General features: G+C 40.4%; 9 protein-coding genes. All 9 read left to right on the top strand.

Features of this window, described 5'->3' with window-relative positions; translation table 11 throughout:
* Nucleotides 1–153: 153 nt before the first annotated feature.
* The 9 genes from BAZO_RS11700 to rpsJ all read left to right on the top strand — a co-directional run bounded on the left by BAZO_RS11700 (nt 154) and on the right by rpsJ (nt 13,729).
* Nucleotides 154–756, top strand: a complete 603-nt coding sequence (locus BAZO_RS11700) for a class I SAM-dependent methyltransferase (protein ID WP_003331740.1) — start codon at nt 154–156, stop codon at nt 754–756.
* Nucleotides 757–1,023: 267 nt separating this feature from the next.
* Entirely contained in the window at nt 1,024–4,584 is a 3,561-nt protein-coding gene (gene rpoB, locus BAZO_RS11695) for a DNA-directed RNA polymerase subunit beta (RefSeq protein WP_039957468.1), read from the top strand.
* 98 nt (nt 4,585–4,682) lie between these two features.
* Complete coding sequence (rpoC, locus tag BAZO_RS11690) at nt 4,683–8,297, top strand: DNA-directed RNA polymerase subunit beta' (RefSeq protein ID WP_003331738.1); 3,615 nt, start codon at nt 4,683–4,685, stop codon at nt 8,295–8,297.
* An 81-nt stretch (nt 8,298–8,378) separates the two neighbouring features.
* Nucleotides 8,379–8,627, top strand: a complete 249-nt coding sequence (locus BAZO_RS11685) for a 50S ribosomal protein L7ae-like protein (RefSeq protein WP_003331737.1) — start codon at nt 8,379–8,381, stop codon at nt 8,625–8,627.
* 107 nt (nt 8,628–8,734) lie between these two features.
* The gene (gene rpsL, locus BAZO_RS11680; RefSeq protein WP_003331736.1) at nt 8,735–9,157 is read left to right on the top strand and encodes a 30S ribosomal protein S12; all 423 of its coding nucleotides are present in this window, start codon (nt 8,735–8,737) and stop codon (nt 9,155–9,157) included.
* A gap of 40 nt (nt 9,158–9,197) precedes the next feature.
* Nucleotides 9,198–9,668: a 30S ribosomal protein S7 gene (rpsG, locus tag BAZO_RS11675; RefSeq protein WP_003331735.1), complete on the top strand. Its 471-nt coding sequence runs from the start codon at nt 9,198–9,200 to the stop codon at nt 9,666–9,668.
* A gap of 45 nt (nt 9,669–9,713) precedes the next feature.
* Nucleotides 9,714–11,792 carry an elongation factor G gene (gene fusA / locus BAZO_RS11670; protein WP_003331734.1) on the top strand — a complete coding sequence of 693 codons (2,079 nt, stop codon included), beginning with the start codon at nt 9,714–9,716 and terminating at the stop codon, nt 11,790–11,792.
* 126 nt (nt 11,793–11,918) lie between these two features.
* Complete coding sequence (gene tuf / locus BAZO_RS11665) at nt 11,919–13,106, top strand: elongation factor Tu (protein ID WP_003331733.1); 1,188 nt, start codon at nt 11,919–11,921, stop codon at nt 13,104–13,106.
* A 314-nt stretch (nt 13,107–13,420) separates the two neighbouring features.
* Nucleotides 13,421–13,729: a 30S ribosomal protein S10 gene (gene rpsJ / locus BAZO_RS11660; RefSeq protein WP_003331731.1), complete on the top strand. Its 309-nt coding sequence runs from the start codon at nt 13,421–13,423 to the stop codon at nt 13,727–13,729.
* Nucleotides 13,730–13,738 lie beyond the last annotated feature (9 nt).

The following is a 13,738-nucleotide window of genomic DNA, read 5'->3' as shown; positions in this document are numbered from 1 at the left end:
GATTTTCAAAGGTAGTTTTTCGAGCAAGCTCGAAAAAATCTGGGCGCAAATACGCCAAGGCGTATTTGATCTTTGTTCAATCTTCTAAAGAGAAAGCTTGCTCATTTGAGTGAGCTTTTTTTTATACTATCAAAAGGGGGTTGTGCATTACAAATGACCGACCATTACTATTCAAGTAATCCTTCCGTAGAAAGCAAGCCTTTCACCTTTGAATATAAACTCAAAGGCCATTCTTTTATTTTCACATCAGACTTAGGAGTATTCTCGAAAAGTGAAATTGATTTTGGTTCAAAATTATTAATCGATTCAATTATGATGCCTGCTACCCGGGGGAATATATTAGATGTAGGCTGTGGGTATGGGCCGATTGGTCTTACGCTTGCAAAAGAAAACCTGGATCGTCAGGTTGAAATGGTAGATGTAAATGAAAGAGCATTGCAGTTAGCAAGAAAAAACAGCGAACAGAATAAAATTAATAATGTTTTGATTTACCAAAGTAATCTCTTTGAAAATGTGAAGGATCACTCATTTGCCATTATTGTCAGCAACCCCCCGATTCGGGCGGGGAAAAAGGTAGTCCACGAAATTTTCGAACAATCGTATCAACATTTAGCTGATAATGGGGAACTGTGGATTGTCATTCAGAAAAAGCAAGGGGCCCCATCTGCCATTGAAAAATTGAAGTCTCTTTTTAATGAAGTTGAAGTTGTTGCAAAGAAAAAGGGATATTATATCATAAAATCAAAAAAAAGTTGACGGTTTTTTTTCGTTGTGATAAGATTATAAAATGCCAATGAATGTATACACCAATAATAGGCAAATTTACAACAAAGTGTATAAAAGTATACCTATTGGTAATGCTAATAAAATGGAATTTTTGTCTTTAGTGTGCTTTTGATTGTTTAGAAGCCTTTTTTCTTTGTAAAAGGGATCTGTTTTATCGGTAACACGGCTCAAAGATCTTTTTATTAAAGATATTTGTGCTTTTTAAAATAAAACGTTTTATTTTGAGGGGTGAATCAGTTGACGGGTCAACTAATTCAGTATGGACGCCACCGCCAGCGCAGGAGCTATGCGCGAATTAGCGAGGTGCTAGAATTACCAAATCTTATCGAAATTCAACTCTCATCTTATCAGTGGTTCCTAGATGAGGGGCTCAGAGAAATGTTCCAAGATATTTCTCCGATTGAGGATTTTACTGGTAACCTATCACTTGAATTTATTGATTATAGTTTAGGTGAGCCAAAATATTCTGTTGGTGAATCAAAACAACGAGATGTTACATACTCTGCACCTTTAAGAGTGAAGGTTCGTTTAATCAACAAGGAAACAGGTGAAGTAAAAGAACAAGATGTATTTATGGGTGACTTCCCTTTAATGACAGAAACAGGAACCTTTGTTATTAACGGGGCTGAACGTGTTATCGTTTCTCAGCTTGTTCGCTCACCAAGTGTCTACTATAGTGGTAAGATTGATAAAAATGGTAAAAAGGGCTTTACAGCGACTGTAATCCCGAACCGTGGAGCTTGGCTTGAATATGAAACTGATGCTAAAGATGTAGTTTATGTTCGTATTGATCGTACGCGTAAATTACCTGTAACAGTTCTATTGCGTGCTCTTGGCTTTGGTAATGACCAAGAAATTATTGAATTACTGGGTGAGAATGAGTATTTAAGAAATACGCTGGACAAAGACAATACGGAGACTACCGAAAAAGCTTTGTTAGAAATCTATGAGCGACTTCGCCCTGGTGAACCACCTACAGTAGAAAACGCTAAAAGTTTATTAATTTCACGCTTCTTTGATCCAAAACGCTATGACTTGGCAAATGTTGGACGTTACAAGATTAATAAGAAGCTTCATATTAAGAATCGTCTATTTAACCAACGTGTTGCTGAAACTTTAGTAGATCCAGAAACAGGAGAAGTGTTGGTTGAAAAGGGCACGGTGTTAGATCGCCGTACGCTTGATAGAATTTTACCTTATCTTGAAAATAATATCGGTTTTAAAGTTTTGAAGCCGCATGGCGGCGTCATTGATGAAGATATTACTGTTCAATCCATCAAAATTTTTGCTCCAAAGGATCAAGATGGAGAAAAAGTGATCAATGTCATTGGCAATTCAAACATCGATGTAAGCATAAAAAATATTACACCTGCTGATATTCTTGCATCTATCAGTTATTTCTTTAATCTTTTACATCATGTAGGGGATACAGATGACATTGACCATTTAGGTAACCGTCGTTTGCGTTCGGTTGGAGAACTTTTACAAAACCAATTCAGAATTGGTCTGTCTCGTATGGAACGTGTTGTACGTGAACGGATGTCTATCCAAGATGCAAATAATATTACACCGCAGGCGTTAATTAATATACGTCCAGTGATCGCGGCGATTAAAGAATTCTTCGGAAGCTCACAGCTTTCACAATTTATGGACCAAACAAATCCGCTTGCAGAATTGACTCATAAACGTCGTTTATCTGCATTAGGACCAGGTGGTTTAACTCGTGAACGTGCCGGCTTTGAAGTGCGTGATGTTCACTATTCACACTACGGCCGTATGTGTCCGATTGAAACGCCTGAAGGTCCGAATATTGGATTGATTAACTCACTATCTTCCTATGCAAAAGTAAATACATTTGGATTTATAGAAACGCCATATCGTAGGGTCGACCCTGAAACTGGTAAGGTTACAAATCAAATCGATTACTTAACTGCAGATGAAGAGGATAATTATATTGTTGCGCAAGCGAATGCTCTCCTATCAGATGAAGGTGAATTCCTCGATGAGGAAGTTGTTGTTCGTTTCCGTGGTGAAAATACAGTAGTTAAAAAAGACCGTGTAGACTATATGGACGTTTCGCCTAAACAGGTAGTATCTGCAGCGACTGCGTGTATTCCTTTCTTAGAAAATGACGACTCTAACCGTGCGCTCATGGGAGCGAACATGCAACGTCAAGCTGTTCCATTAATGAATCCGGAAGCACCAATTGTCGGAACTGGTATGGAATATGTTGACGGCAAAGACTCCGGTGCTGCTGTTATTTGTAAGTATGACGGAATTGTTGAACATGTAGAAGCTGGATTTGTTCATGTTCGTCGTTATTCAGAGGTAGACGGTCAAACTGTAAAAGGAAACCTTGATAAATATGAACTGTTGAAATTCAAACGTTCAAACCAAGGAACATGCTATAACCAACGCCCGATTGTTACAGTTGGCGATGAAGTCAAAAAAGGCGAAATCCTTGCTGATGGTCCGTCAATGGATAAGGGCGAACTAGCGCTAGGACGAAATGTGCTAGTTGGCTTTATGACATGGGACGGATATAACTACGAGGATGCCATCATTATGAGTGAGCGCCTTGTGAAGGATGATGTTTATACATCGATCCACATTGAAGAGTATGAATCTGAAGCACGTGATACGAAGCTTGGACCCGAGGAAATCACAAGAGATATTCCGAATGTCGGTGAAGATGCACTCCGTAATCTTGACGAAAGAGGAATAATTCGAATCGGTGCTGAGGTTAAGGATGGAGATTTGCTAGTTGGAAAAGTAACGCCAAAGGGCGTAACAGAACTAACAGCTGAAGAAAGATTACTACATGCTATTTTCGGTGAAAAAGCTCGTGAAGTACGTGATACATCATTACGAGTACCACATGGTGGCGGCGGTATTATTCTTGACGTAAGAATCTTCAACCGTGAAGATGGAGATGAATTGCCTCCTGGCGTTAACCAATTAGTTCGCGTCTTTATCGTGCAGAAGCGTAAAATTCATGAAGGCGACAAGATGGCAGGACGACATGGTAACAAAGGGGTAATTTCAAGAATACTTCCGGAAGAGGATATGCCTTTCTTACCGGATGGAACACCGATTGATATCATGTTAAATCCGCTCGGCGTACCATCTCGTATGAATATCGGGCAGGTTCTTGAATTGCACTTAGGTATGGCTGCGCGTTATCTTGGAATCCATGTGGCTTCACCAGTGTTTGATGGTGCAACTGAAGAGGATGTATGGGCAACAATCGAAGAGGCTGGGATGGCTAGAGATGCCAAAACGATCCTTTACGATGGCCGTACTGGTGAACCGTTTGATAACCGTGTTTCAGTAGGGATCATGTATATGATTAAGCTTGCTCACATGGTTGATGACAAACTTCATGCTCGTTCTACTGGACCATACTCACTTGTTACGCAACAGCCGCTTGGTGGTAAAGCACAATTTGGCGGACAGCGTTTCGGGGAAATGGAAGTTTGGGCGCTTGAAGCATATGGGGCAGCCTATACTTTACAAGAAATTTTAACTGTTAAGTCTGATGACGTTGTGGGACGTGTGAAGACATATGAAGCTATTGTTAAAGGTGAAAGTGTACCTGAACCAGGGGTGCCTGAATCCTTTAAGGTTTTAATCAAAGAACTTCAAAGTTTGGGCATGGATGTTAAGATGTTATCTAGTAATGAAGAGGAAATTGAATTACGCGATTTCGACGATGAAGAGGACGGTCGCGATGTTGCTGTATTAGATACAAATGAATCGACCCTTACTGAAGAAAAAGATGTTACACCTGTTGAATAATTACCACTAATTATAATTGCAATGAAAACGACTAGGCTGTCTCAGATCATAAATCCTGAGGCAGTCTGTAGTTTCACTTTATAAGGGAGGTAGGCCCCTTGCTGGATGTAAATAATTTTGAATATATGAAAATTGGTTTAGCTTCACCTGATAAAATCCGTTCATGGTCATTTGGAGAAGTGAAAAAACCGGAAACAATTAATTACCGTACTTTAAAGCCGGAAAAAGACGGCTTATTCTGTGAACGTATTTTTGGTCCAACAAAGGACTGGGAATGTCATTGCGGAAAATATAAAAGAGTGCGTTATAAAGGTGTTGTATGTGATCGCTGTGGTGTTGAGGTAACTCGTGCCAAAGTTCGTCGTGACCGTATGGGCCATATCGAATTAGCTGCGCCAGTATCACATATTTGGTATTTCAAGGGAATTCCAAGCCGTATGGGATTAGCTTTGGACATGTCCCCTCGCGCGCTTGAAGAGGTTATTTATTTCGCATCTTATGTAGTAACAGATGCAGGAAATACAGCGTTAGAAAAGAAACAGCTGCTTTCAGAGAAGGAATATCGAACATACCGTGAAAAGTACGGTCAATCCTTCCAAGCTCAAATGGGTGCAGAAGCGATCCGTAAGCTGCTACAAGATATTGATTTAGATAAAGAAGTCGATCAATTAAAAGAAGAATTGCGCACTGCTCAAGGGCAACGTCGTACACGTGCGATTAAACGACTAGAGGTTCTTGAAGCATTCCGTAACTCAGGGAATGATCCATCATGGATGATCCTAGATGTTCTTCCAGTTATTCCGCCGGAATTGCGCCCAATGGTTCAATTGGATGGTGGTCGTTTTGCTACGTCTGACCTTAACGACCTATATCGTCGGGTAATCAACCGTAATAACCGCCTAAAACGTCTATTAGATTTAGGTGCCCCAAGCATTATCGTTCAAAACGAAAAAAGAATGCTGCAGGAAGCGGTTGATGCATTAATTGATAATGGTCGCCGTGGTCGACCTGTAACCGGACCAGGAAATCGTCCGTTGAAATCATTGTCACATATGTTAAAAGGGAAGCAAGGTCGTTTCCGTCAAAACCTTTTGGGTAAACGTGTTGACTACTCTGGTCGTTCCGTAATCGTAGTAGGTCCAAACCTTAAAATGTTCCAATGTGGATTGCCGAAGGAAATGGCACTTGAGCTATTTAAGCCGTTTGTAATGAAGGAACTTGTTGGTAAAGGGTTGGCTCATAATATTAAGAGCGCTAAGCGTAAGATTGAGAGAGTTCAGCCTGAGGTTTGGGACGTGTTGGAAGAGGTTATTAAAGAACACCCAGTTCTATTAAACCGTGCCCCTACACTACACAGATTAGGTATTCAAGCATTTGAACCTACACTTGTTGAAGGTCGTGCAATTCGCCTCCATCCGTTAGTATGTACAGCTTATAACGCTGACTTTGACGGAGACCAAATGGCTGTTCACGTACCATTGTCTGCTGAAGCACAAGCTGAGGCGAGGTTATTGATGCTTGCCGCTCAAAACATCTTGAACCCTAAGGATGGAAAGCCAGTTGTTACACCATCACAGGATATGGTTCTTGGAAATTACTATTTAACAATTGAACGTGCTGGCGCCGTTGGTGAAGGAATGATTTTCAAGGATACTAACGAAGCGTTGATTGCTTATTATAACGGTTATGTGCATTTACATACACGTGTTGCGGTAGCTGCTGGTTCCTTGAGCAATTCAACATTTACGGCTGAGCAAAATGGAATGTTATTATTAACAACTGTAGGGAAATTGATTTTTAATGAAATCCTGCCAAAATCGTTCCCATACATTAATGAACCAACAAAGGAAAACTTAGAGGTTAAAACGCCTGAAACATATTTTGTCCCAGTTGGAACAAATATTAAAGAAGAGATTGAAAGCCGTGACTTAGTATCGCCTTTCAAGAAAAAGTATTTAGGAAACATCATTGCTGAAGTATTTAAGAGATTTCATATCACTGAAACTTCAAAAATGTTAGACCGCATGAAAGACCTTGGCTTTAAGTATTCTACTAAAGCTGGTATTACGGTTGGGGTTGCTGACATCGTAGTATTACCTGAGAAACAGGAAATCCTTGAGAAAGCCGAAGATAAGATTGCGAACGTTATGAAGCAATTCAGACGCGGTTTAATCACAGATGAAGAACGCTATGATCGCGTAATCTCAATTTGGAGTACGGCAAAGGACGAAATCCAAAAGAAACTAATGGATAGCTTAGATATAAGAAACCCAATCTTCATGATGAGTGACTCAGGAGCTCGTGGTAACGCCTCTAACTTTACTCAGCTGGCAGGTATGCGTGGACTTATGGCTAACCCGGCTGGTCGAATTATTGAGTTACCGATTAAATCAAGCTTCCGTGAAGGTTTAACCGTATTAGAGTACTTCATCTCTACACACGGTGCTCGTAAAGGTCTTGCTGATACTGCCTTAAAGACAGCCGACTCAGGTTATTTAACAAGACGTCTTGTTGATGTTGCACAGGATGTTATCGTTCGTGAAGATGACTGTAAAACAGACCGAGGCCTAATTGTCAGTGCACTTAAAGATGGTACAGAAACAATTGAAAATTTATATGAACGTTTAGTTGGACGTACATCTTTTGAAACGGTTAAGCATCCTGAAACAAATGAAGTCATCATCAAACGCAATGAGCTAATCACCGAAGACATCGCTACACAGATTGCGGATTCAGGTGTAGAACAGGTGAAAATCCGTTCAGCCTTTACTTGCGATACACGTGCTGGTGTTTGTAAGAAGTGTTATGGTCGCAACTTGGCAACTGGTCAGGATGTGGAAGTTGGAGAAGCTGTTGGTATTATCGCTGCTCAATCAATCGGGGAGCCTGGTACACAGTTAACGATGCGTACATTCCATACCGGCGGGGTTGCGGGAGATGACATCACACAAGGTTTACCGCGTATTCAAGAATTATTTGAAGCACGTAATCCTAAAGGTCAAGCAGTTATTTCTGAAATACCAGGGATTGTTTCACAAATTAATGAAGTTAAAGATAAACAAGAAATCGTTATTCAAGGTCAGGTTGAAAGCCGCTCCTACACAGCTCCATACGGTTCAAGACTGAAAGTTGCTGAAGGTGACCGAGTAGTTGCTGGACAGGAATTAACTGAAGGTTCTATTGATCCTAAGGAATTATTAAAAGTTCGTGGTGTGGATGGCGTTCAGGAATACTTGCTGCGTGAAGTACAGAAGGTTTATCGTATGCAAGGGGTAGAAATTGGTGATAAACACGTTGAAGTTATGGTTCGCCAAATGCTTCGTAAAGTACGTGTTGTTGATGCTGGTGATAGTGATGTGCTTCCAGGTTCATTGCTGGATATCCATCAATTTAAAGAAGCAAATAAATCTGTCCTATTGCAGGGTGGTCGACCAGCTGTCGCAAGACCGGTTCTTCTCGGTATAACTAAGGCATCTCTAGAAACAGAATCGTTCCTATCAGCAGCTTCATTCCAAGAAACAACACGGGTGTTAACAGATGCTGCAATCAAAGGAAAGCGCGATGAACTGTTAGGGCTTAAAGAAAATGTTATCATCGGTAAGCTTGTTCCAGCAGGTACAGGAATGACAAGATATCGAAAGGTAAGATACGATAAGCTGAATGATAGTGTGCATTCTTCGATAGATGAGAAGGATTTGATCTCAAAAGAATAAATAATCTGTTGACTTTATTTCTTGAGAATGTTACTATAACAAAGGTGTTTTTATTACAGATGCTTTGGAGGATATCTACACATGTCTTATGATAAAGTATCACAGGCAAAGGGTCTTGTTATCGGTTCAAAACAAACTCTTAAAGCCATAAAGGAAAATGAAGTATCCGAAGTCATCATAGCCGATGATGCTGATCGGCGTGTGACAAATAAAGTACTGCTAGCAGCAGAAGAAAATGGAATTCCAGTCGTGAAAGTTGATTCAATGAAAAAGCTTGGTAAAGCGTGCGGGATCGAAGTTGGAGCTGCAACAGTTGCTATAAAAGCCTAAAAATGTTTTTGTGGAGCGGTTTACGCCGCTCTAACAAAAACATTGTTTTTGGCTAAAAAATGAACCACCTGGATATGTGGACATAAAAAAGAAGGGAGGAAAACAAAATGCCTACTATGAACCAATTAGTTCGTAAGGGACGCAGCAGCAAGGTTATAAAATCTAAATCTCCTGCGTTAAACAAAGGTTATAACAGCATGAAGAAAGAACAAACAGATCTTTCTTCACCACAAAAGCGCGGTGTTTGTACTCGTGTAGGAACTATGACTCCTAAGAAACCAAACTCAGCGTTACGTAAATATGCTCGTGTACGCTTAACAAATGGAATCGAGGTAACAGCTTACATTCCAGGAATTGGCCATAACCTACAAGAGCACAGTGTAGTATTAATCCGCGGCGGTCGTGTAAAGGACCTTCCGGGGGTACGTTATCACATCGTACGTGGTGCATTAGATACTGCGGGTGTTAACAACCGTGCGCAAGGCCGCTCTAAATATGGTACTAAGAGACCAAAAGCAGCTAAAAAATAATCGATACATTTAAATAAAATTAACGAAGGGAGGGTATCATATGCCACGTAAAGGTCCTGTAACTCGTAGAGACGTATTACCTGATCCGATTTACAATTCAAAGCTTATCACACGCTTAATCAATCAAATCATGGTTGATGGTAAAAGAGGTAAAGCTCAAACAATTCTTTATAATGCGTTTGATATCATCAAAGAACGTACTGGCAATGATCCAAAGGAAGTATTCGAACAAGCTCTTAAGAACATCATGCCCGTACTTGAAGTTCGTGCACGCCGTGTAGGTGGTGCTAACTATCAAGTTCCAGTTGAAGTTCGTCCTGAGCGTCGTAGTACTCTAGGATTACGTTGGTTAGTACAATATTCACGTAATCGCGGCGAAAAAACAATGGAAGAGCGTTTAGCGAACGAAATCCTTGATGCTGCTAACAATACTGGTGCATCAGTGAAGAAACGTGAAGATACACATAAAATGGCAGAAGCTAACAAAGCATTCGCACACTATCGTTGGTAAAATAAACCTACTAATTAATTTCCTAAAAAGGAAGGAGAAGTATAGATGGCTAGAGAGTTCTCCTTAGAAAATACACGTAATATCGGCATCATGGCACACATCGATGCCGGTAAAACAACTACTACGGAGCGCATCCTTTTCTATACTGGCCGTATCCACAAAATTGGAGAAACTCATGAAGGAGCTTCTCAAATGGACTGGATGGAGCAGGAGCAAGAGCGTGGAATCACAATCACTTCTGCTGCAACAACAGCACAGTGGAAAGGTCACCGCGTTAACATCATTGATACACCAGGACACGTAGACTTCACCGTTGAAGTTGAACGTTCACTTCGCGTATTAGATGGTGCGGTAACAGTATTAGATGCACAATCAGGTGTAGAACCGCAAACTGAAACAGTTTGGCGTCAAGCAACAACTTATGGAGTTCCACGTATTGTATTTGTTAACAAAATGGATAAAATGGGTGCGGACTTCTTATATTCAGTTAAAACACTTCGTGATCGCCTAGGTGCAAATGCACATCCAATTCAATTACCGATCGGAGCTGAAGATGAGTTCAGAGGAATTATTGATCTTATCGAAATGAAAGCTACAATGTATGGTAATGACCTTGGAACAGATATCACAGTAGCTGATATCCCTGAAGATATGAAGGATTTAGCTGAAGAATATCGTGGAAAATTAATCGAAGCAGCAGCTGAATTAGATGAAGAATTAATGATGAAGTATCTTGAAGGTGAAGAGCTTACTAATGATGAAATTAAAGCAGCTATTCGTAAAGGTACATTAAGCGTTGAATTCTACCCAGTTCTTTGTGGTACTGCATTTAAGAACAAAGGTGTTCAATTAATGCTTGATGCTGTAATCGATTATTTACCAGCACCAATTGATATTCCTTCAATTAAAGGAACACTTCCTGATACAGAAGAAGAGACTGAGCGCCATGCAAGTGATGATGAGCCATTCTCAGCACTTGCGTTTAAGATTATGACAGACCCTTACGTTGGTAAGTTAACTTTCTTCCGCGTGTATTCAGGTATCCTTAATTCTGGTTCATATGTAATCAACTCTACAAAAGGTAAGCGTGAACGTGTAGGACGTATCCTGCAGATGCACGCAAACCACCGTGAAGAAATCCCGCAGGTTTATGCCGGGGATATCGCAGCGGCTGTTGGTTTAAAAGATACAACAACTGGTGATACTCTTTGTGATGAAAAGAATCAAGTTATCTTAGAATCAATGGAATTCCCAGAACCGGTTATCTCTTTATCAGTTGAGCCGAAGTCGAAAGCAGACCAAGATAAGATGGGTATTGCACTTCAAAAGCTTGCTGAAGAGGATCCAACATTCCGTACAGAAACAAACCCAGAAACAGGACAAACTATCATTTCTGGTATGGGTGAGCTTCACTTAGATATCATCGTTGATCGTATGAGACGCGAATTTAAGGTTGAAGCTAACGTGGGTGCACCACAGGTTTCTTACCGTGAAACACTCCGTCAAGCTGCTGAGGTAGAAGGTAAGTTTGTACGTCAGTCAGGTGGACGTGGACAATACGGTCACGTATGGATTAAATTCGAGCCTAATGAAGAAGGTAAAGGATTTGAATTTGTTAATGCTATCGTCGGTGGTGTAGTTCCAAGAGAATACGTACCAGCAATCCAATCAGGATTAGAAGATGCATTACAGAACGGTATCCTTGCTGGCTATCCATTAATCGATGTTAAAGCTACATTATTCGATGGTTCATACCATGATGTAGACTCAAACGAAATGGCGTTTAAAGTTGCAGCATCACTTGCACTTAAAAACGCTAAAACAAAATGTAACCCAGTTCTTTTAGAGCCTATGATGAAAGTTGAAATTACAGTACCAGAAGAATACATGGGTGATATCATGGGGGATGTAACTTCACGCCGTGGTCGCGTTGAAGGTATGGAAGCTCGTGGTAACGCACAAGTAGTTCGTTCTATGGTTCCACTTTCTGAAATGTTTGGTTATGCAACTGCATTACGTTCAAACACTCAAGGACGCGGAACTTACTCAATGCACTTTGATCATTACGAAGAGGTTCCTAAGTCAATCGCTGAAGAAATTATCAAGAAAAATACTGGTGCATAATCAGCATTAATATTGCATTAATTTAAATTTTATAGTAAGTTGGTAATTGGGAATTCCTTGAATTCCCGCCCCTTACATATATAAAAAAACAATAAATCATTATAAATTTTAAGGAGGAAATCTCTAATGGCAAAAGCTAAATTTGACCGTTCAAAACCGCATGTTAATATCGGGACAATTGGACACGTTGACCATGGTAAAACAACTCTTACTGCCGCTATCACAAACGTACTTGCTAAGTCTGGTGGTGCAGAAGCTCGTGCATATGATCAAATCGACGGAGCTCCAGAAGAAAAAGAACGTGGAATTACAATTTCAACTTCTCACGTAGAATATCAAACTGAAAAGCGTCACTACGCACACGTTGACTGCCCAGGACACGCTGACTATGTTAAAAACATGATCACTGGTGCGGCTCAAATGGACGGCGGTATCTTAGTAGTATCTGCTACTGATGGTCCAATGCCACAAACTCGTGAGCACATCCTACTTTCTCGTCAAGTTGGTGTTCCTTACCTTGTAGTATTCATGAACAAGTGTGACATGGTTGACGACGAAGAATTATTAGAATTAGTAGAAATGGAAGTTCGCGACTTACTTTCTGAGTATGACTTCCCAGGCGATGATATCCCTGTAATTAAAGGTTCTGCTCTTAAAGCTCTTGAAGGAGAAGCTGAGTGGGAAGCTAAAATCATCGAACTTATGGATGCTGTTGACAGCTACATTCCAGACCCAGTTCGTGACACTGATAAGCCATTTATGATGCCAGTTGAGGACGTATTCTCAATCACTGGTCGTGGTACAGTTGCTACTGGACGCGTTGAGCGTGGCCAAGTTAAAGTTGGTGACGTAGTTGAAATCGTTGGTCTTGCTGAAGAAGCTAAGAGCACAACTGTAACTGGTGTTGAAATGTTCCGTAAGCTTCTTGACTATGCTGAAGCTGGAGATAACATTGGTGCATTACTTCGCGGTGTTGCACGTGATGACATCCAACGTGGTCAAGTACTTGCTAAGCCAGGTTCAATTACACCACACAAAACTTTCAAAGCTGAAGTTTACGTATTATCAAAAGAAGAAGGTGGACGTCATACTCCATTCTTCTCAAACTATCGCCCACAGTTCTATTTCCGTACAACTGACGTAACTGGAATCATCAAGTTACCAGAAGGAGTAGAAATGGTTATGCCTGGTGACAACATCGAAATGACTGTAGAACTAATCACTACAGTAGCGATCGAAGAAGGTACAAAATTCTCAATCCGTGAAGGTGGACGTACAGTAGGCGCTGGCGTTGTTGCTTCAATCATTGAGTAATTAATACAAAAAAGAAAGCAGTCAGCACTAGCTGACTGCTTTCTTTTTTTCTTAATTAGAATTGTTAGACATCAGCCAAACACCTTGTTTTCCCTCTACCCAGTGTGTATAATTGTAAAAGTGCACAAAGGAAGTAAATAAAATATTTTTCTTGTTGCAAACTATTGTATTTTTTTATATAATAGTGAATGTTGGTCGTTTACAGCTATGATGTGGAAGGTTGCTGACACACCCGGCCCCTTTGCCATGGCGAGTGTGAGGAAATTTCCACGGAGTATGTCTATTCTAAAATGGGCGATAAAGGAGGGAAAATAATGGCAAAAGAAAAAATTCGTATACGTTTAAAGGCTTACGATCATAGAATTCTTGATCAATCAGCTGAAAAGATTGTTGAAACTGCAAAACGTTCTGGTGCAAAAGTATCTGGTCCGATTCCGTTGCCAACAGAAAAAGCGGTTTACACAATTCTTCGTGCGGTACACAAATATAAGGATTCTCGTGAGCAATTTGAAATGCGTACACACAAACGTCTAATCGACATTATCAATCCAACACCACAAACTGTTGATTCTTTAATGCGTTTAGACTTACCATCTGGTGTAGACATTGAAATTAAACTTTAATTTAAAATA

This window comes from Schinkia azotoformans LMG 9581 (assembly GCF_000307855.1).
Classification (GTDB): Bacteria; Bacillota; Bacilli; order Bacillales; family Bacillaceae_J; genus Schinkia; species Schinkia azotoformans.
The sequence above is the reverse complement of the archived record's forward strand: the minus strand, read 5'-3'. Positions and strand labels throughout refer to the sequence as shown.

Bases quoted from the DNA above. Each gene is read 5' to 3' on its own strand.
- BAZO_RS11700 (WP_003331740.1), top strand. From the start codon at position 154: ATGACCGACCATTACTATTCAAGTAATCCTTCCGTAGAAAGCAAGCCT.
- BAZO_RS11685 (WP_003331737.1), top strand. From the start codon at position 8,379: ATGTCTTATGATAAAGTATCACAGGCAAAGGGTCTTGTTATCGGTTCA.
- rpsL (WP_003331736.1), top strand. From the start codon at position 8,735: ATGCCTACTATGAACCAATTAGTTCGTAAGGGACGCAGCAGCAAGGTT.
- rpsG (WP_003331735.1), top strand. From the start codon at position 9,198: ATGCCACGTAAAGGTCCTGTAACTCGTAGAGACGTATTACCTGATCCG.
- fusA (WP_003331734.1), top strand. From the start codon at position 9,714: ATGGCTAGAGAGTTCTCCTTAGAAAATACACGTAATATCGGCATCATG.
- tuf (WP_003331733.1), top strand. From the start codon at position 11,919: ATGGCAAAAGCTAAATTTGACCGTTCAAAACCGCATGTTAATATCGGG.
- rpsJ (WP_003331731.1), top strand. From the start codon at position 13,421: ATGGCAAAAGAAAAAATTCGTATACGTTTAAAGGCTTACGATCATAGA.